This window comes from Acinetobacter sp. 12966, from assembly GCF_031196995.1.
In the GTDB taxonomy this organism is placed as follows: Bacteria; Pseudomonadota; Gammaproteobacteria; order Pseudomonadales; family Moraxellaceae; genus Acinetobacter; species Acinetobacter geminorum.
On sequence record NZ_JAVIMC010000006.1, the window covers coordinates 88106 to 108759 of the forward strand.

Annotated in this window: 21 protein-coding genes and 2 pseudogenes; 8 read left to right on the forward strand and 15 right to left on the reverse strand. The window is 36.0% G+C overall.

What is annotated here, in order from left to right:
• The first annotated feature begins 198 nt into the window (after positions 1–198).
• Positions 199–1227, forward strand: a pseudogene (locus tag RFW85_RS00455) (MerR family transcriptional regulator).
• Positions 1228–1349: 122 nt separating this feature from the next.
• Here the strand turns inward: RFW85_RS00455 and RFW85_RS00460 are convergent.
• Positions 1350–1820 (reverse strand): spore coat U domain-containing protein, encoded by a 471-nt coding sequence (locus RFW85_RS00460; protein ID WP_309171028.1) that lies wholly within the window; start codon positions 1818–1820, stop codon positions 1350–1352.
• Positions 1821–2333: 513 nt separating this feature from the next.
• Between RFW85_RS00460 and RFW85_RS00465 the strand changes: the two genes are divergently transcribed.
• Positions 2334–2771, forward strand: a complete 438-nt coding sequence (locus RFW85_RS00465; protein WP_170247858.1) for a DUF2147 domain-containing protein — start codon at positions 2334–2336, stop codon at positions 2769–2771.
• A gap of 85 nt (positions 2772–2856) precedes the next feature.
• On the opposite strand, the gene RFW85_RS00470 is transcribed toward RFW85_RS00465, so the two are convergent.
• The 11 genes and pseudogenes from RFW85_RS00470 to RFW85_RS00520 all read right to left on the reverse strand — a co-directional run bounded on the left by RFW85_RS00470 (position 2857) and on the right by RFW85_RS00520 (position 11267).
• A complete protein-coding gene (locus RFW85_RS00470; RefSeq protein WP_170247859.1) occupies positions 2857–4161 on the reverse strand; it encodes an MFS transporter in 1305 nt (434 codons plus the stop codon).
• Positions 4162–4500: 339 nt separating this feature from the next.
• On the reverse strand, positions 4501–5097 hold the full coding sequence (locus RFW85_RS00475) for a cytochrome b (RefSeq protein WP_170247860.1): 597 nt from the start codon (positions 5095–5097) through the stop codon (positions 4501–4503).
• Between the two features lie 12 nt (positions 5098–5109).
• On the reverse strand, positions 5110–6174 hold the full coding sequence (locus RFW85_RS00480; RefSeq protein WP_309171029.1) for a catalase family peroxidase: 1065 nt from the start codon (positions 6172–6174) through the stop codon (positions 5110–5112).
• 314 nt (positions 6175–6488) lie between these two features.
• A complete protein-coding gene (locus RFW85_RS00485; protein WP_170247861.1) occupies positions 6489–6959 on the reverse strand; it encodes a hypothetical protein in 471 nt (156 codons plus the stop codon).
• A gap of 200 nt (positions 6960–7159) precedes the next feature.
• Positions 7160–7366: pseudogene (locus RFW85_RS00490) on the reverse strand (TetR family transcriptional regulator); the annotation flags it as partial.
• 644 nt (positions 7367–8010) lie between these two features.
• On the reverse strand, positions 8011–8577 hold the full coding sequence (locus RFW85_RS00495; protein ID WP_309171030.1) for a TetR/AcrR family transcriptional regulator: 567 nt from the start codon (positions 8575–8577) through the stop codon (positions 8011–8013).
• Positions 8578–9224: 647 nt separating this feature from the next.
• Positions 9225–9413, reverse strand: a complete 189-nt coding sequence (locus RFW85_RS00500; RefSeq protein ID WP_014206277.1) for a hypothetical protein — start codon at positions 9411–9413, stop codon at positions 9225–9227.
• A 147-nt stretch (positions 9414–9560) separates the two neighbouring features.
• Positions 9561–10031 (reverse strand): hypothetical protein, encoded by a 471-nt coding sequence (locus RFW85_RS00505; RefSeq protein ID WP_170247867.1) that lies wholly within the window; start codon positions 10029–10031, stop codon positions 9561–9563.
• A gap of 96 nt (positions 10032–10127) precedes the next feature.
• Positions 10128–10277: a hypothetical protein gene (locus tag RFW85_RS00510; protein WP_170247868.1), complete on the reverse strand. Its 150-nt coding sequence runs from the start codon at positions 10275–10277 to the stop codon at positions 10128–10130.
• Between the two features lie 218 nt (positions 10278–10495).
• Positions 10496–10705: a cold-shock protein gene (locus RFW85_RS00515; protein ID WP_309171031.1), complete on the reverse strand. Its 210-nt coding sequence runs from the start codon at positions 10703–10705 to the stop codon at positions 10496–10498.
• Between the two features lie 241 nt (positions 10706–10946).
• Positions 10947–11267, reverse strand: coding sequence for a hypothetical protein (locus RFW85_RS00520; protein WP_032038393.1), 321 nt, complete (start codon positions 11265–11267; stop codon positions 10947–10949).
• A 385-nt stretch (positions 11268–11652) separates the two neighbouring features.
• Between RFW85_RS00520 and RFW85_RS00525 the strand changes: the two genes are divergently transcribed.
• From RFW85_RS00525 to RFW85_RS00535, 3 genes are all read left to right on the forward strand, one after another.
• Positions 11653–11805 (forward strand): hypothetical protein, encoded by a 153-nt coding sequence (locus RFW85_RS00525; protein WP_081405284.1) that lies wholly within the window; start codon positions 11653–11655, stop codon positions 11803–11805.
• Between the two features lie 172 nt (positions 11806–11977).
• Positions 11978–12094, forward strand: a complete 117-nt coding sequence (locus RFW85_RS00530; RefSeq protein WP_119026689.1) for a hypothetical protein — start codon at positions 11978–11980, stop codon at positions 12092–12094.
• Between the two features lie 340 nt (positions 12095–12434).
• Positions 12435–12668 carry a hypothetical protein gene (locus tag RFW85_RS00535; RefSeq protein WP_216076495.1) on the forward strand — a complete coding sequence of 78 codons (234 nt, stop codon included), beginning with the start codon at positions 12435–12437 and terminating at the stop codon, positions 12666–12668.
• 158 nt (positions 12669–12826) lie between these two features.
• On the opposite strand, the gene RFW85_RS00540 is transcribed toward RFW85_RS00535, so the two are convergent.
• Together RFW85_RS00540 and eat are read right to left on the reverse strand one after the other, a co-directional pair.
• The gene (locus RFW85_RS00540; RefSeq protein ID WP_216076491.1) at positions 12827–13453 is read right to left on the reverse strand and encodes a hypothetical protein; all 627 of its coding nucleotides are present in this window, start codon (positions 13451–13453) and stop codon (positions 12827–12829) included.
• A 160-nt stretch (positions 13454–13613) separates the two neighbouring features.
• Complete coding sequence (eat, locus tag RFW85_RS00545) at positions 13614–15029, reverse strand: ethanolamine permease (protein ID WP_170247869.1); 1416 nt, start codon at positions 15027–15029, stop codon at positions 13614–13616.
• 181 nt (positions 15030–15210) lie between these two features.
• On the opposite strand from eat, the gene RFW85_RS00550 reads away from it, so the two are divergent.
• The 3 genes from RFW85_RS00550 (at position 15211) to RFW85_RS00560 (ending at position 18944) form a co-directional block, all read left to right on the forward strand.
• Positions 15211–16212: a phosphotransferase enzyme family protein gene (locus tag RFW85_RS00550; RefSeq protein WP_170247870.1), complete on the forward strand. Its 1002-nt coding sequence runs from the start codon at positions 15211–15213 to the stop codon at positions 16210–16212.
• A gap of 74 nt (positions 16213–16286) precedes the next feature.
• Positions 16287–17612, forward strand: a complete 1326-nt coding sequence (locus RFW85_RS00555; RefSeq protein ID WP_170247871.1) for a haloacid dehalogenase-like hydrolase — start codon at positions 16287–16289, stop codon at positions 17610–17612.
• A 297-nt stretch (positions 17613–17909) separates the two neighbouring features.
• Positions 17910–18944, forward strand: coding sequence for an AraC family transcriptional regulator (locus tag RFW85_RS00560; protein WP_170247931.1), 1035 nt, complete (start codon positions 17910–17912; stop codon positions 18942–18944).
• A gap of 147 nt (positions 18945–19091) precedes the next feature.
• Here RFW85_RS00560 and RFW85_RS00565 read toward each other — a convergent pair whose 3' ends face one another.
• Entirely contained in the window at positions 19092–20432 is a 1341-nt protein-coding gene (locus tag RFW85_RS00565; protein ID WP_170247872.1) for an aspartate aminotransferase family protein, read from the reverse strand.
• Positions 20433–20654 lie beyond the last annotated feature (222 nt).

The window sequence follows — 20654 nt, forward strand, 5'->3', positions numbered from 1 at the left end:
TGACTAGAATAGCTTGAAATCATTTTTATCCAAGAAAAACTGGCTTAAGTAATCTCTTAAGATATTCCGAAAACGGATCAAATAAATTCGGATATCTAGCAAATCAAAAATAATGAAAATTATGATTTAAAGTAGTTGACCCTCACGTAACGTAAGCCCCTAGCATAAAACACGCCTAAGGAAGAAGGAGCTAAAAAGATGCTGTTAAAAGTTGGTGAATTGGCTAAGCAAACAGGACTTACTGTCCGTGCTCTTCATCACTATGACGATATCGGTTTACTTTAGCCTTCGGTCCGTTCCGATGCTGGTTATCGACTATACACCCGTAAAGACATTACTCGTTTGCATCAAATTCAAGCATTACGAGGACTGGGAATGTCGTTAGCCGAAATCTATACGGTTCTTGAAGACCCCAATCTTGCACTTTTACCGATTATTGATCAGCAGATTCAAGCAATTGATCAAAGGCTGACGGAGCAAAAGAAATTGCGAAATCAGCTCAGCAAACTTAAATCTCAGATCATAAGTGGTGAAGAGCTTGGTTTGGAGGATTGGCTAAAAACACTGGAGCTTATAGCGATGTTTGAAAAATACTTTACAAAAGAAGAGCTTGAAAAACTGACTTTCTTACAAGCAGGCACTAAAAGCCACCAAGAATGGCAAGAGTTAACTCAAGCAGCAAATGCACTATTTAATGCTGGTGAACCATCTAACAGTGAAGCAGCTCAAGACCTAGCTCGAAAGTGGATGAAAACTCTTGAGCACAATACGCGAGCTAACCCAGAATGGTTAGTTAAACTAAATGCCATAAACTCAGCCGAACCTGAATTTCAGGAAAAAGTAGGCGTAACGCCAGAAGTTGTTGAGTTTTTACTTAAAGCTTTTTCTGAGAGTAAGCTGAGTATTTTTGCCCGTTATTTATCTGACGATGAGTTTATTTTTCTAAAAGAGAATTATATTCGTGAGATGAAAAAATGGCCTCAATTATTGGTTGATATTGAAAAATTGATTGATGCCGAGGTCACACCAGATAGTGATGGATCAAAGTGTTTGGCACAACAATGGCTCTCTATGCTACAAGGCTATGCTGGCAAAAACCCAAGTACTCAAGAGAAAATCCGTACAGCAATGCAAAGTGAACCAAGCCTTGCTGACGGTACTTGGCTCAAACCAGTGACTCTACAATTTCTGGAAAAAGCAGTAGCAGCATTAATGCGTGGTGCTTAGTTCTATCAAAACAACTGGCTACACCATATTTTGGTGTAGCTTTTTAAAATATTCTATCCACCCCTAAAAACAGTTTTTTGATAAATTAGTTTTGATATTTATGATTATTTTTGTTTTCAAAATTAATATATAACATTCACACGAACCCAATCTTCATACTTGGTCGCCTGAACATTCGTAGTTGATATGATCGCTCCATGAATAGGAATATTTTCTTTCATTCCTGTCGCGATTCGTGAACGTATTTTATCCGCTACCCCTCCCCAAATTTGAGTATGGCCCGCATCTTGATACAGTACATATGCAACAGATGCTAGGCTGTCAGCAGATTTAAGTTCAAAATTATTGTCTGAAGTTACTGCCAATTGATAAGGTGTATTCTTGCTGCATTGCACAGTTACATCCGTTCTTGCAGTAGGAACTGGCTGAGCACGTTCAACCGAACCAAAATCTAAGTTTCCTTGTGTGGAAACTTCACAAGTTTCTAGAATGGTTAAACTGACCCTCAATGATGTAGATGCATTTCCAGCATCTGCACTATTTATTGTCAACATTCCCATCAGAGAAAATAAAGCATGTCTAATGACTTTCATTTCTTCTCTCCTTAACTTTTTGTTCTAATGTCTATTCATCTTTATATTGTGTTTTTTCTGTTCCTATTAAAGAAACAGCTTTCAGGATTGTTTAGTTATAAGACTTAATATTGCACGGTGTCAATCTATACTAATCACATGATTTGCATATTATTTTTATTATTTGTGATGAGTTACACGCAATCTAACTAATTTAAAAAGTAGTGGATGTTTTTTATTTCTCCTAAACATAAATTTTGTCATTATTTATCAAATTGTATGCAGTTTAATCACCCCACTACTTCTAAAAATTATCAATAATTTATAAACTGCTTTTAAACCTTGCTTAATCATTCTGTCCATTCTCGCAATTGCATAAAAAAACCGATCAAAATAATATCCAAATAAATAGATTATAACCTCACATATTGTTTAGCTTATCGATTCAATACTAAGAAAATTGTGAAGTTAAATTTAAAATGAATAATTCTGGCCTTTAAAAACCATTTATTTTTAATTCGAGAAACCATTGATATGAAAAAATATTTATTATTAATTTTATTCAGCTTTTATTCGGTTCATTCATTTGCATCGGACAAATTACATGGCAGTGTTTGGAAAACCATTGATGACGCAACCAATCAACCTCGAGCGCTGGTAAGATTTAGCCAAGATAAAAATGGCAACCTCTCTGCAAACATCGAAAAAATACTTGTTCCAAGTGAAGCCAACAAATGTACGATGTGCGAAGGTACTTATAAAAATAAATCTTTGATTGGTTTAACCATCGTCAAAAATTTAAAAAGTGTGGGCCAAAATAAATATGACAAAGGTTCTATCCTCGACCCACAGTCAGATAAGACCTATCGCTTTAGCGTAACGGTATCACCAGATGGTGAAAAACTTACTGCACGTGGATACATTGGTATCTCTGCGATTGGCCGAAATCAAACGTGGTATCGAGTTAAATAGGTCATGAACTAGCAGTAACCAACTCTTTGTAACTACTTACCGATCATAATTACAGTCAATATGTGCATGATGGATGTAATAGTTTTTATGATCGGTACTTAGCTTGAATCATCAGCATAATAATGACGAGTAGCGAAGGTATTGCAGCAATCACAAATAAATGGGTAATGACCAGAAATTGGGAAAGGTAGCCACCAAATAGCGGCCCAATGACCGAACCCAAACGGGCAATTCCAATACTCCAGCCCACTCCTGTAGTACGAAGCGAAACTGGGTAATAACTGGCAGACAGTGCATTAATGGCAGGTTGTCCGCCAACAATTGCAAAGCCAGCAATAAAAATGATAATAAATAATAAAACAATATGGCTAACCGCATAGCCAATTAAAGCAACACTCATCACTGCAACCAAAAAAACAGGAATTAATACTTTATAAAATCCTGTCTTATCGATTTTAAGGCCCATCACCACACTACCAATCGTACCGCCTAATTGTAGAGTGGAACCGATCATCAATGCCTGATTTAATGAAAGTCCTGACTCTTTGGCCAAAGTCGGTAACCAGTTTGCCAGAAAATATAGACTGATCATGTTTAAAATACTGATGATCCAGATGGAATAGGTAAAAAACGCACGCTGATTTTTAAACAACTCAAGCGGTGACTTTTTAACCTCAACTTCAGTGTTATTAATAATTTTTATTTCTGAATTAAATGTTAAGGCCGGATAAAACTTCTTTAACCAAAATAAAATTTTAGGAGTATTTTTATTATTTTCACTCAAAAAATATAAAGATTCTGGCAGCTTAAAGTATGTGATAAAGAAAATAATTAAAGGGACAATACCGCCAAAATAGAAAATTGCCTGCCAACCTCCCCAAGGAACTAATAAGGCGGATATACCGCCCCCTAACATTGCCCCTACCGTATAGCCACAAGAAATGACCATCATGGTAAAAATACGAGATTTGAATGGAACAATTTCGGAGCTATAAGCCATAACATTTGGCATGATACCTCCTAAAAAAATTCCTGTAACAAAGCGGATTGCAGTCAATTGCTCAATATTGCCTACATGTGGTGTCACCAGCATCAAAACCGAGAACATAAAGGTTGAGATCAGTAAGATGGGACGGCGGCCAAAACGATCAGAGAGTGAACTTAATAAAAATGATCCAACAAACAAACCAAATAAGCTGGCGCTAAACACAACCCCTAGCATGGATTTTTGAACACCCCATTCTTCTATAATCATTGGGGCTGCGTAAGCCATAGACTGGATGTCATAGCCATCCATAATCATCAGTAATAAACAGGTGATCAGAATAAATTTTTGATAGCGTCCAACTTTCTGCTGATTGATCAGATCACTTAATGCAACTTCTTTCATGGTATTCCCTTCTCCATGACATGCTTTAAATCAATTCATATTAATTATGCAATACGTAATCAATTTACGATTAACGTAAAATAAAATAGCAATAATATGCAAACAAAGTCAAAATATTATTTTTTTTAGAATATAAACAAAAAGTTAGATCAGGTGATTTGATTATGTCCGAGTAATGATCTCATTATATTGCACAGGGGCTATGGTCTGCTCATCTAACAAAAATTAAGCAAACCATACATCCTATTATTTAAATTATTTTTAGATTCAAATAGATGATAAAAAACAATCGAAAAACTTTTCCCTCTCGTCCGCCTGATCTGAGCTTAATAATTCCCCTCAATCAGCATTCTTCTTTTCAGCAGAAGATCCATTACTTGATGGTTTAGAAGAGCCCAAAGCCATACTTGAGAATACGCCATCGCGATAAATCCATGCATGTAATAACGCAGCGGATAGATGACCAATAACCACAGCAAATAATAACCAAGCCAAAATTCCGTGTAGAGTACGGAACCAAGCGTAAAGCGTAGAGTTGGTGGGTGCTATAGGTGGAAGATCCCAACCCGGAAATAAAGTTACAGGCCAATTACCTGCCGATAGCGTTGCCCATCCGAGCAATGGCAAACTAAACATCAAAAGATAAAGTAGCCAATGTGATGCATGGGCCATAAACGTCTGCCAGCGTGGTACAGTCGGCGGCAAAGGTGGAATTGGAAAATAGAGTCGATTTATTAACCTTATGATGACCAATAATAAGATTGCGATTCCTAAAGGACGATGGATATCGATTAACCACGGACGCCAAGTGATTGAGGTTGTCATTCCCACACCAATAAATAGCATGGCCAAAATCGCTACTGCCATAAGCCAATGTAGTATTCGAGCAGTCAAATTAAAATGACGTGGACCATTATCGTTAGATTTGTTTTGCATGGCTGATCTCTCCTATTTGCCCACGGCATCCGTTGCTTTGCCAAATCCAATTTCACGTAAGCGGGCATTGTAAGATTGTGAATAGATGCCTGCTCGTGCGGCGAGTACTGGATCATCTGATAACTCAATTCCGGGTGGAACTAGTGTTGGATCAAAGTTAATGTCACGGCAAACGCCATTTACCTGTTCAGTTACATTTTTGACTTCCAATGTTCCTGCTATCACTTCTTTACGTTCTTTTGGCCAAGGTTGAGACGGGTCATTCACTGGGTCTCCCGGCTCGGCAAGTTGCAAAACCAAATCCCAATATAGCGGCCCTTCAGCCAAACGTTTTTTGATGTCTTTAAATAAGAAATCATGGCCAGCTTGATCGCGTTGTTCTTTTGTCAGGCTAATAAATTTTGAATGAGGACGCATAGACCAACGGACTGGCTGTTCTTGTCCATTGGCAGCCCGCAATATAAAAGCATTTACGACATAAAATTCTGCGCCACTGAAACTACCGGTTAATGGCATCGTCGCCTTTTGCTCAATAGACTTACGTGCTTCTGGGTATTCTTTTAAGAAAGCCTCAACTAGGGCTGGATCGGGTTTGCCAGTAGCTGGAACTGGTTTAAATGCTTTTTGCTGCGCCAAAAAACCTTCGGCATTTCGTGTAGGGAAATAGGGAAAGTTGTTTAATTTCATGCGCCATTGTGAATGATCAGCTGCGGAAAGTAATAAAGCCATACTTACCGTTGCTGTCGAATTATCTGCCGCATGCGGGTTACCACTTCCGATAGAGAATCGGCCAATTGCTGGTATATCAGACTTGGCAAATACTGTGGCTTTAGAGAGTGCCGCCGCCGCACCATTACTGTGGTAAGTGCCATCAAAACAAATACCCTTACCGTGTGCACGTCGATATCCGGGATCAAAGTTATTTAATGAGTCTCCCAAAAAAGTTTTGCTTGTGGTGCGATGCCCAAATAGACCAGCGACCCAAGCAAATGCCAATACTAAGGAGCCCGCGATTACAGCAATACCCACGAATCGCAGCCAGTACTTCTTTAGAGTTTTAAAATTCAAATTATTCATTCTTCATCCTGTGTAAATTGTATGGCTGCATCCCTAAAAAAGAGTTTGATCATGTCAAAAGAGACTTACTTACATTGATGGAATCACGTTCAAAATTAGCTGAGTAAATAAAATCCCGAAAGTTCTGGATCCAATAGAGATAAGCCTTAATATAATATTTATTTCCCGATCATATAAGGTACGCACCCACTTACGGGTCCTAATCATCTTTTACGGTTGATAATAGTTTTTAGATTTTTAACATAAACAAGCAACTGTTCTCATAAACAGCTGCTTGAGATTTTTAATTTATAAATAAAAATTAGTGCTTCTCATCATGAAGTAGCCAAACTTTTTTCATTTTTTTTATAATCGTCAGAATCAAAATAGCTCCTAATCATATTGGCGCTTTCTTCTGACCTTCTTCTTTCTTCTTCTAAATCAACTTTAACTTCTTGTCTGGCTTGATATTCAGCAGGGATCAAGCTAGCGAGTGGTGGAAGCTTAGGTCTTCCTCCAACTGTAATTCTTTCAATAAAACCTGCTAACCACATGATGTATTCAAGCTTATTTTTATATTTGGGCATTAAACTGATATCTAGCTTAACTAAGCACTGATCGGGCGGTTTGTTTAAACACGCTTCGAAATCAAAGTAATTACTTTTTAGTTTACATGAAGAACCCTTTAGTTCTTTTCTTATCGCACTTACTAAGTTATTGAGCTGCTCAATAGTGCTTTCAGAAAATAAATTCTTTTTCTCGCATTCTTCGTAAACCTTTTCGGCGATAGCTATAAATTTTGTCATCCCTATTTCCCTTTTATTATAGGCATTCTTATATCTTTTGCCTTTTAAGGAATTATGATGAATTAATCATTACAAAATGTAAGAGATTTCTACTATTAAGTAATTAATATGAAACTTTTGCAATCTTTTACGGAAACCGTCCGCAGGGATAAAAATTAATGATAAATAGATCACAAAAAATAAAGATTAATTAGTCTCTGTTAGACATAAATTGTATAAAGATCTATCACTTTCTCCCTCTCATCTGTCTGACCTGTGCTTAAAAGCTGAATAATTGTGCCTTCAATCATATATAAAAATAGCTTGGCGTCCTGAAAAATCGCATCCCTTTTGAGTGCTCTAAGCTGGCTATAGATTTCATTAATGAGCCATGTTCTATATCTCACTGCGGTTTGATAGGCTTTTGGAGTTGAGTTCTAGTTTTTGATTTAATTATTTGATATTAAAAGTTATCTATATTAAATTTCTAAGAATGACTACTAATAAATTTATATTTCACCTTATAATTTTTGATAACAGCTTGAATTCAAACTTAGCAAGAAGGAAATTCTGCTCTATACAATTATAATCCTCTAAAAATGAGATAGATGCCAACAGCCTACTTTGGATTTATGTAATAAAAATAAGTTGTTACAATAGAAAGAAAAGAAAATGAAAGAATTAAATAAGTGTTTATAGAGTGAAAACTTTTGATAAAGTTCCAGATATTCATAAGTTTATCCACTTAAATGTTACTAACGATACAAAACTAAGGACAAAAAAAAGCTCATAGCATTTGCATTGAGCCGTGCATAATACATGCAATATAGACCACACTACGCTTGAACAATGTGATTCTCATTTTAAAATAGCATATAAATGTACAATTTGCACATTAAAGAATCCAATTATAATCAACTTTTTTATCTGAATTTATAAGAAAGTTACCAATGTGTTTTCTCGACCGTAGAAAGCTATTAGACCGATAATCTGTAAATAAGTTAAGAATTTAATCTGTGAATGGTTCGTAAATTTATCATTTACCTCAAAAGCCATGTAATTTCCATTTCAATTATTTATTAGCATTAAATATACCCCTACAAAAACAATCCAACATCCTTTCTCTCTCATCTTTCTGTTCTGAACTTAAAAGCTGAATAATTGTGCCTTCAATCATATATAAAAATAGCTTGGCGTCCTGAAAAATCGCATCCCTTTTGAGTGCTCTAAGCTGGCTATAGATTTCATTAATGAGCCATTTTCTGTAACTCACCACAGTTTGATAAGCGTTTGGATAGCTATTTTTAGTTTCGAAAATGGCTTTAAACAATAAATAGTACAGTCCCTCTAAATCAGTATGTAAGAAATAAAGTTTCTTAAGTTTTTCCTTCACGCTTAAGCCTTGGTCGTATTCAACAATTGAAACCACTTTTTCTTTTAAACGTTCTTTTTGCACAATTAGGCAGATTTCAATAAACCGCTCTTTTGAATGAAAAAAGTTATAAAAGGTCGCTTTAGTAATTTTTGACTCTTTAACAATTCTGTCGACCCCAGCCGTATGAAAGCCGTGATGCTGAAATAAATCAATCGACGTATTAATAACTTGAATAGCACGTGTTGAGAGAACTAACTTTGGCATAGTTTTACCATTATAAAAATTCTTGTTGTATATAAATGAGATAAAAAAAAACCTGTGCCCTTTCTGGGAGAAAAAAAGGCACAGCAAAGCCTATAAAGACTGTGCTTGGCACATCTCAAGTTTTATTGTTGAGTAAGTTTTTTGGTCGTGACGATTTAAAGTTTGAAAACCTTAGGGTGATCAAACTGCTTTAAACGTTTAAGCTGTGTCGTAATAGCTTATGGCAAGGGCCGCCAAGAAATAATGGATGTACAAAGCCAACTCCTTTTTATTGGGAGTTCTGCCAGAAATTAAAATTATGGTGGCAGAACGAAAGAGGGTTGACGAACTGGTCACACGAGGCCAGCACACCCGAGGGTGTCCCCCTTCCGTCCTACCGCTACGAGAGGGAGACGAAGGGCTGCACAAAACTATCCCTCAGAAGGAATAATTCTGATACTCGTGTGAAAACGGTTCGTCAAAACCGACTGGCAATGTGGCCAGCAGGCAAAGGATAGTGCTCTGTCCTATTGCAGTCAAGCACGCAAAATGCCATTTGTTTTAAAATAGATCATTAAAAAAGTAGGGCTAAATAATAAATAAGTTATTGTTAAATTGGGGTTTATAAAGAGGTGTTTTTAGTTACTTAATTTAGAGGTTGGAATTCACTAACGACTATATAGCGGATCTTCCTCAACAAAAAATACCTCACCCGATGAAGGTAAAACCCATTGATAAGTTCCTTCTATTTTCTGCATTTTTTCTTTAAACGTATTATATATTGCTACAAGGTTATGTTTTTCATCATATTCCCCTATATAGCCACGTTCCTTTTCTTCATGAAAATCTCTAAACATTTTATGCATTTTCACGGCTCTAAGTTCCATCTCTTTTGACCTTCTTATTATTGATATAATTATTATGATCCTTTTTATATTTTAAATACTAAAAAAAGTGTTCCAAAATATATCTTATAGCAACGTTAATTAAATGGTCATTAAAAATTAATACTTATCAAATCTAAACTTTTTCATATCATACGGTATATCTAGCTTCACACTCCATTTGCTTGATTTTTCACTTATTATAACTGCATCAACCTCAAAAGCATCCTTATCACTGAAACCTTTTATTTCTAAAAAATTAACAAAACTTGAGGCATTTATTTTATTAAGATATCCAACTCTTAAAGTATCTATATAGACAGCAATTTTATCTGTTTCCTTTTCTAGGCATATTACAGCATTTTTAAAAACCTTAGTCCTACCACCACTTTGGTTACCGACTAAAGTTATCAGTTCTTCTTGGTATAAAGTTACAATTATTTCATGCTCAAAAAAGTTTTTGTTCTCTGTAAATATTTTACCAGCTATTTTTAGGGTACTTTCGGGAAGTTCTAGACTAACTTTAGAAAAAACTTTAAACAAAATATAAGCAAAAACAAACAAAATAAAAATTATTATAATAAAAGACATATTAAAAACATTCCTCTTAATTTTATAAATTGGCAAAAAGAATCATTATTCTTTCGACCAACCCATCATTTAAGAAAAAATAAATTTATTATATTATTATTTTTTCTCATTTTTATCATTTTGATCCATTTTTTCTACAGCATTTTGATCAGGGCTTTTAGGCTCAAACTCTTTACCATCTTGCTGTTGCTGTTGTTGCTCTTTTGATTTGTCTTGATCGCTTTTAACTTGGTTTTGTTGAGACATTAGAGTCTCTCCTATTTAATGTTGTGTAGATGATTATCTAGCACTTAGTTAACATAGTCCTTTTACCTTTATATAGATACAATGCAAGTGTATCTGAATATGATATTATTGTTTATCATTATAATAATTTATATTTTTAATTTATTTAAAATTATCTTTATGATTAATATACTAAAAACAAAAAAAGCACCTAAGATGCTTTTTTTATTTTTAAAATATTATTGGGCAATAATATTAGTAGCTGCAAGACCTTTTTGTCCTTGAGCTATATTAAAACTAACACGTTGACCTTCATATAAGGTTTTAAACCCAGAGCTACTGATTTCTTTAAAATGTGCAAAAACGTCTGGGCCTGTATCTTGTTGAATAAAACCAAAACCTTTGGTTTCATTAAACCATTTCACTGTACCGATTGCTGTATTAGACATAATATATCCTTTGATTTTTAATAATATAAAGCCATATTTCATGACTCATTAAACTTTGAAAAAAATAATAACAAATTGAGTTTAAGATCTTAAAAAAACGAAGGATTATGAATAAAACTACGATACTAAAAGAGGATTTACTAATAAGTCTTTTTTTCTAGTTAAACCCAGTATACGCCAAATAAATATTTATACAACATATTTAAAAAATATTTATTTTATTTGCTATCACACCACACTTTTAAAAATAATAACTTCTAGATACAGAAATACTTTTTACAAATCCCGCCAACCAAAGAATAAATTCATGTTCATTATCAAAATTAGGGAGAAGGCTTAAATCAATTTTAACAATACGCTCTTTCATTGGCCTATTTAAACAACTTTCAAAATCAATAACAGGATATTTTAATTGTAAATTGTTTATAGCTGCTTCTTTTTTAATTTCAATTAACAGTCTATTCAGACAGTCAATTAAATCCTTAGAGGACTGATTTTTAAAGTGAATATTATTGTAAACACTTTCAGCCACATCAAAATATTTTTTCATTTCATCATCCATATTTCCCTCATTTTTTAATTAATTTGATTGAGTATGCATGTAAAACTGTATCTTTATGTTGTATAAATATATTTACAGATCGAATCCCCCACTTTAGTTAAAAATATTTCCTCCACTTAAGAACTTAAAATAATATATTTAAATAAATTATAATTATCAAAAAACCATTAAAAACAATAGCTCTCTAGCTATATGTTAACTCTTGTATTTGATTAAAATTTTCTTCCACTTATATATCAACAGTCTATTTGATTCAAAGAAACATTATGTCGAGAATTAAGCACTTTTACGCACATATCTCTACATAGAGTTCTCATAATCACCGCAATGTAAGCGAATTAAAGGCCTACGATAAAGCTTCCTTACTATTATTAAGAAGTTTAAAATGTCTGATTTCAAAGAATTTTCAAAAAAAACCACCCAAAACCAAAATGATTCTAATGCTCAACCTAATGAGGATAAAACTGAAAAACCCGTACAATCGCCTGAAGAAGAAAATAACCCTAAAGAAAATAATAATGAAGAAAAAAAGGAATAAAATAATTGATAGCTCAAAAGCTCTATATTAAATAGAGCTTTTGTTTAACATCATATTAATTAAAACGTTTTATTCATTTTCCATATAGAATCTAAAAAACGCTAATACATATATTTATTTTTAATTTAAACAAGTTCTAATCTTTTATTTAATATTAATTCAACTCTTCTTTGTGCATCACAAAAATCAATCTCTTCACTTATCCAAAATGTATGAAGCTGCCCATGTAGATGAAAATGCTCTTTATTATATTCGGATCCATGATCAGAATAATGACTATCTACTCTGAAATGATTTTGATCGTCTTTTCTTTTTTTCCCATCAAGTATACCGCCAATACAGATATCCATTTTAATGCCAATAATTAATCGAAATTGACTATAACACATAGTGTACTGTGGCTTTAAAAAGAGTTGTTACTATTATCTTTACAGCATCATCAAAAATTTATGTTTGCAGCATATCTCCTTAAATTTAAAGAGAATAAATATATATTTTGCATATCTAAAATGCTTTGATATGTAATATAAATATTGATTTATCTAAAATTTATAACATTTTCAAAATAATTCTTCTTACAGTAGATAAATCACTATATGCTGAATACACCTCTTACAGAAATTATTCCAATGTCACAGCAGACTCTGCTACAAGAATTGAACTCCAGAATCGACTATTACTCCACCAGAACAGACTATCCACTACGAAGAATTTTGATAGGTTACCGAGCATATGCAAAATTGATGTTATGTTCAGCTTTTTCAGATGAAGTTATAAATTCTGCAATTGACCCCAATAAACGGAAATATAAGAAGTTAAAAATTAAAGTCACAAAAGATGACCACCAACTCGACCTTGAATGAATCGATCTAACTAACAAATGAAAATTTCCTTGTGCTCATTTACCGCCCCAATGACCGCAAAATGACAATGACCAATGCCAGCAATATTGTTGTGAACATCTAGATAATGATGCCCTACTGCTGCCCCTTTGAACCAAGAAAATAATTTGCTCTTAAACTTATTTTTTCACAGGAAGTAGTAAAACAGGGTCTTCAATATCGTACCCAGTTTCTTCTGGAATCCCCAGATATTTAACGACAACCAACCTCTTATTGTGTTTAGGCACGCTATAATTTTGGGAAATTTTTATTGCTTTGGTGTAATGAACCGCAACATGGGTCTTACTTTGTAAAGACGGCGATTTTACAACATATTCTGTTTTATATTGCGTGATCTTTCCTGAAGGATCAAACCAAGACGATACTTGATTCTGATGAGTTTTTAATGTTTGAATTTTTACGATCTTACTATTACTTACGACTAATGGGGTTAAATTCTTTTTAATTTTATTTAGAGCTTTATCAAATGCTCTACTATCTTGATCATAATCAATCTTATGTGTTTTTGGATTGATATAGAGAGATTTAACTTCAATCAGTTTATCAGGCGATTTACTATTTAATAGATAATAATAGAGTTGTGGTAGACGTCCTCGACCATCTTCATAGTGTCTTAATACATAAAGTTTCTTCTCTTTTTGCTGATAGCCCAATACTTCAATTTTTTGTCCACCGCCCACTGTCGCATAACTATGTGCGGATAAGGTAAGAATGGTGCTAAAAGTTAGAAATTTTAGAAATTTCATGAGTTCATATCCGTGTGATCTGGTAACTATATTGTATAAATATCAATCAGATTAAAATGATATTTGAGTAAGTACTACTTGCTGTTTTTATATTCTTTTGTACAGAAGTATAAAACTTAAAAAAGAGGCCGAAGCCTCTTTATTTTTAACCCACTTAAAATTAGTCATCAATCATGGCGAACTCTTGCTCAGGTGTGCCTTTCACTAAATGATGACGGCTATATAATAAGTAATAGAGTATAAATCCAACATAAATCAGCGCGGCCAATAACCAAACTTTTGGATTGACCATTAAACCTGCAACTACAGCAACAGCAGCGAGAACCAAGGCAATACAAGACGTCCACATTCCACCAGGCGTTTTATACGGGCGTGGTAATTCAGGGCGAGACAAACGTAATTTGATATGTGAAAGCATCATCAACACATAAGAAATTGTTGCGCCGAATACAGCCATTAAAATGAGTAAGTCACCCTCACCTGTTAAAGAAAGTAAGAAGCCGATAATGCCCGGAATGATAATGGCCCAATATGGCGCTTTATTTTCATTGGTGAGCGATAAATTTTTTGGCAAATATCCCGCACGTGACAATGCAAAAATCTGACGCGAATATGCATAAATAATTGAGAAGAAACTTGCGACCAGTCCAGCAAGACCTACAAAGTTAACAAAGCTCGCTAACCATGTGTGCTGACCATACACAGCAATGAGTGCGTCAACCAAAGGTGCCCCTGAATTTTTTAAAGCATTTGAACCCGCTGCACCTGCTCCCAAAAATAAGATTAAAAGTGCAAACGATGCCAATATCAACATTGAACCAATCAAACCTCGTGGCAATGAACGTACTGGATCTTTTGCTTCTTCGGCAGCCAGTGGCACCCCTTCAACTGCAAGAAAAAACCAGATGGCATACGGTACTGCGGCCCATATTCCCATATAGCCAAACGGTAAAAAGCTACTTGCACCTGCATGAGAACTGACTGGAATATCAAATAAACGCGCACTTTCAAAATGTGGAAGCATCGCAACAATGAATACGACCAGTGCAATACAAGCAACGGCGGTAATTCCAAACATGATTTTAAGTGCTTCACCTGCACCTTTCAGATGAATACCCATAAAAACTAAATAACAAATTAGATAAACAGCCCAGCCTCCAATTCCAAAGAGTGATTCGCAATAAGAACCGATAAATACGGCAATGGCAGCAGGTGCAATTGCATATTCAATTAAAATCGCAGTCCCTGTGAGGTAACCTCCAAAAGGACCAAATGCAACGCGGGCAAAACTATAGCCACCGCCAGCGGTAGGTAACATCGTCGACATCTCAGACATTACAAAGCTCATGCAGAGATACATAAACGCAACGATGACTGTTGCAATAAAGAGTCCTCCCCAGCCACCTTGTGCCAGCCCAAAATTCCAACCTGCAAAGTCACCCGAAATGACGTAAGAAACACCCAGCCCCACTAAAAGTAACCAACCTACTGCCCCCTTTTTTAACTGACGTTTTGCAAAATACTCTGCGTCCTGTTGTAGAGCACCCACATCTACGCTTAATTCTGACTCTTTCATTGTCGTATTGCCTTATCGACTAAATTTACAACACCAATAGTTGCGCAAAAGATATTCATAAAACTTGACAGCAAAACATCTCCCCGACCACTTGAAGTCAAGTTGATTCATTTTTTCTTTTATAAGATCGACGGCATCTCAACACAGAACGTGTTTAAAAATTAAATTGAGGAGTTGGGTTATGTCTGTAGAACAAAATGAATTTTTAAGCCAAGTTCAATTACAAATACTGGCAGAACAAGCAATTAAGCAATATCCCTCGGAATATCAAGGACAGGTCAAACTGCTGTGTCAGTCTGAAAATGCAACCTTTCAGATTTCAACTGGTTCTACCCGATATGCGCTTCGAATTCACCGTCCCAACTACCACAGCAAACTCGATATACAAAGCGAGCTTGAATGGTTAGATGCTTTAAATGCGAGTGGTATTCAAGTTCCTGTTGCGATTGCAGATCAATCAGGTGAGCGTGTCATTACTTTAAAACTATCGAATGATATTTATCGTTATGCAGTCCTTTTCAACTGGGTTGAGGGCGATATGCCGACTGTTGAAGTTGACCCCACTGCATTTGAGCAATTAGGGCAAATTACCGCAAAGTTGCACGTACATAGTAAGACATGGCAAGCGCCTGAAAACTTTCAACGTATTGTGTGGAATCATGAAACCATGATCGGTGCGGATGGACACTGGGGAAACTGGAAAAATGCACCTCACTTGAGACAACAAGACCACAGCGTTATTGAAGAAGCCATTGTACAAATTTCGAAAGATTTAAATTTCTTTGGTAAAACCCAAGAACGCTATGGCCTGATTCATGCCGATTTGCGTTTAACCAATTTATTACTACAACAAGAACGTATCGGTGTGATCGATTTTGATGACTGCGGAATGAGCTGGTTTATGCATGATCTCGCCGCTGCGATTAGCTTCAATGAACATTATGCAAATGCACCTCATTGGGTTGATTACTGGTTAAAAGGCTACGAGCGCGTAGGTCATATTCAGTCTGAAGAATATGAAATGATCCCAACTTTTATCATGCAACGCCGCATTCAAATGATGGCTTGGAATGGTTCTCACGCACAAACAGAAATGGCTCAAAGTCTTGGTGATCAATGGTCCAATGAAACTGTGCGTCTTTGTAAAAAATATCTAAACGGTCAAATGCCTGTAGGAATTTGAAAAGTGGTTTAGATCGCTTTTCTTCATTTTCAATTTTTAGTTTTTAAATTTTATAGAATTTAAAGGAAGGGTTTATGCAAGCTACCCATCAACTGAGCAAAGTTGCCAAAACACTATTACTCACCAGTAGTCTGGCAAGTATGATTGCTCTAAGCGCATGTAACTACAGCCCTATACAAAATACATCTCCCGCAGTCGCTATTCCCAAAAAGGAATATATACAAAAAGGTCAATGGGACGCTTTTAACTTTGACCAACTTAATCAATTAATTGCTACCTATGGAAAAGATAGCCCTAACTATAACCCTGAAAAACGCCCATATATTGTCACTGACTTTGACAATACTTCGGTATTTTTAGACATCGAAGAAGCAACGTTAATTTATCAGCTTGAACATTTAGCATTTAATGTCACGCCAGAGCAGCTTAATCAGATTATTCGTAAAGGAATCAGCTCGCAAAATTTTGAAGCAGCCTACAACAACCAGCAAGGCCAAGCTGTCAATATTGATAAAATTGCCCCAGATATTATTGCCAGCTATACATGGCTTTATCACCACTATAGCGGTCTAAAAGGTAAGCAAAGTCTGGATCAAATTAAACAAGATCCGCATTATCTCGATTTCATTACTAAAATGAGATATCTATATGCGGCGATTGGAGACACGTTTGACCATGAAGTTGCATATCCGTGGGTCACTTATTTATTTACTGGGCTTACCGAACAACAAGTCCGTAATTTGGTGAAAGCAACGGTGGCTTGGCAAATGCAGCAACCGATTGGACCCGTGACATGGACCTCTCCCGCTGCACTTTCGGGTCAAGCAGGCGTTGTGAAAACCACTTGGGAAAATGGTTTAAGACCATACCGTGAAATGCAAAATCTATTTAAGGCCTTTCAGGATAATGGCATTGATGTCTATGTCTGTTCGGCATCTTTTATTGATGTGATTAAGGAAATTATTTCTAATCCAGAGATTGGCTATAACATTAATGAAAAAAATGCCTACGCCATGGAGTTAGAACGAGATGCACAAAATCGAATTTTACCTGAGTTTCGTCATGGCTATGCGCAAACTCAAGGTAAAGGCAAAACTGCAACCATCCAGCGTTTTTTAATCTCTAAATATGGTTACGGACCAATTTTTATCGCAGGTGACAGTGAAGGCGATCAAAATATGATGCAAGATTTTGCAACGACTCAGAAGGTTCTGATTATTAATCGATTACGCAGCCCAAGTTCAGATATCGGCAAGTTTTCTCAGCAGGCTGTACAGGGCTATGGTCAAGCCAATACTAAGTTTTTACTACAGGGCCGCGATGCCAATACAGGTCAATTTAGACCTTCAATGGCCAGTTTAAGTTATGGTGCGCAAACGGCAAAAACTACAAAAAATTAGTATTTCACTTATTTTCTCATGCCTACAATACATGTTGTATGCATGAGAAGCTGCTTAATTTCTTGTTTTAGTTCTGCCCTTTTTGCCTATCTCTAATGCATTTTCTGCCTTCTTTTAGTTCGCTACCCAACCTAAAGATATCTTCTTAAAGAATCAAACCTGAAACTTAAAACAGCAACACATAAACCATTATTTTATAAATACTTTTAACCACACAAAATCATGGACGTAAGCAAAAACTGGTATGGCTTTTGCTTAATATAATAATAGTTAGGAATAAATATCATGAGACTTGACATGTTACATCTCAATCCAGCTCATCTTGTCGATTCAAATATGTGTAATCAAGGTGTATTGTCTGCAGCCGCCTCTGGATTAAGCGAGTTTATTCATCAAAAAGGTGCAGATGTTGATCGTGTTTTAGGAATTAGTGGTATTAATCCTGAACTTCTAGTCAGCCCAACTTTGAGCTTACAACTACCCAATTATTGCAAGGTGCTAGAACAGGCGGCATTGGTTTCAGGTTGTGATAATTTTGGTCTGCATTATGGTCAACAGTTTCAACCGAAATCATTAGGGCTTATTGGTTACATCGGTCTTTGCTCAAACACATTAGAGTCTGCACTCATGAACATGACCAATAACTTTTATTTGCATCAGAAAGATACCCTCAATCGAATGGTCGATTTAGGAGATAGCTGGCGCATAGATTATCAGGTTCAACACGGCGCGATTTTAACTCGTCGCCAAGATGCAGAACTGACTATGGGCATGTTTATGAATGTGATCCGTGAAGTGATGGGTCCTCATTATTCACCACGCGCGATTCACTTTGAGCATACTCGACCTGAATTCTGGCAAGAACATAGCAAATTATTTAATGCGCCTGTTTATTTTGATCAGCCTTTTAACTCCATCATCATTTCAAAAAAAGACGTCCAGCATACTATGCCGGGCCGTGATTCTATTTTATTAACAGTGATTCTAGATACATTGCACCTACTCAATCGCGCTTCACCAAGTCAATGTCTTGCAGATCAGGTCCGTTCTCACATACAACTTGAACTCAGTGAAGGTGAACCAAACCTTGAAAAAATCGCTCATGATATTGGTTTAAGTAGTTGCACCCTTACCCGCCGTTTAAAAACTGAAGGACTGACCTTTACCCATTTAGTCGATCAGGTCCGTTGTGAGTTGGCCGAGCATTATATTAAACAGAAAAATATTCCAATTTCAGAAATGGCATTCTTATTAGGTTATTCAGAAGTAAGCGCATTGTCTCGTGCGTTTAAACGCTGGTTTGGTGTTACACCCCGTCAATTAAGACACTAAAACATCACAAATACAGGCCTTGAATAAAGGCCTTTTATTATTTAAGTAATTCAAGATATCTTCTAAAGATGCATAAGATATTAACAATAAAATACCCCTCAAATTAGATTTAACATCCAACTTGAAGGGTATTTTTTATAGAAGGTCTTACTTTAATTTTGTTAAGGCTTGATCTAAAGCACCGACTAACCAATCGATATCTTTTGTTTGGAAAGCCAGAGGTGGGCGCAGTTTCAATACATTGCCATAAGGACCTGCAACTGAGGTTAAAACTCGATGAGTATTTCTGAGCTCTTCAATAAGGTTCAAAGCCAATGCTTTATTCGGTTCTTTTGTGCCTCTATCTTTAACCAGTTCAAATCCTATAAACAGACCAGCGCCACGGACATCACCCACCACTTCATGTTTGTCCATAAGCTTAGTGAGTTCTTTTAGAAGTAGCCCTCCCACATATTTACTATGGGTTTGCAATTCTTCTTCCTGAATGACTTTAAGTACAGCCTGTGCCGCCGCCATAGAAACAGGATTACCGCCAAAGGTATTAAAATATGGAATTTTATCGCTGAAAGCAGCAAGGACTTCACTCTTAGCTAAAAGCCCTGACACAGGGACACCATTACCCATTGGCTTACCTGTGGTAATTACATCAGGAACAACGTTGTGACGGCCAAAGCCCCAGAAAGCGTCGCCAGTGCGAGCGAAACCCGGTTGTACCTCATCAGCAATAAAGATTCCCCCATTGGCATGCACGACATCAACCGCTTTTTGTAAGAACCCAACAGGATTAGGCATCACACCATCAGAAGAAAATATGGAGTCCGCTAAAAAACCTGCAAACTTGATGCCTTTTGCGTTCATATCGTCAATTTGCTGTTGAATCTGCTGTGCGAACCATTCACCTAAATCATCAGTTTGAATCCGATAATAATCAGGTGCCGGAACTAGGCGAGTTGTATCATCTAAAGGTTGTTCAGTTCCAAGTGCTGGAGAACATCCTGAGGTTAAACTACTGGTCCCATGATAGGCTTCTTGAGACACAATAATTCCTGTGCCACCGCTATATTCGCGGGCAATACGAATCGCTAAATCATTCGCTTCCGAACCTGTACACATATACATGGCACGGTCAATTTCATCGGGAGTGGTTTGTAAGAGTTCTTCGGTATAATCCAAAATATTTTCATGTAAATAACGGGTATGGGTATTGAGCATTTTCATTTGCTCATTCACCGCTTCAATGACCGCAGGATGACAATGACCAATGCTGGCAACATTGTTGTAAACATCCAGATATTGATGACCTGCTGCATCCCATAAATATTGCCCCTGACCTTTCACCAGATGCACGGGATTACGATAAAACAAGCGATAGGACTCACCTAAAATTTTATTTCTTTTATCTGTCAGTTTTCGGGTAGCATGATCCAGCTCAGCAGCATGTTCTGGACGAAAGCTATTGGTATCCATAATGGTTGAACGCGTACCCATGAATGACTCCTCTATTTATATTCAGCATACTTTTGCACAAGACAATGACTGACGTAGGCAATTCATACGCTGATTCAACATATTTCAGTATTTGATTGAAGTTACGCAAACCATATTGCTTAAGTATGTTGAAAAAAACTTGACCTCAGACCACTTAAGCCACAATTTGAAGTCAACTTATTGGTCTTATATTTCAGAGCTTCACTACTCTTTTTTTCAATA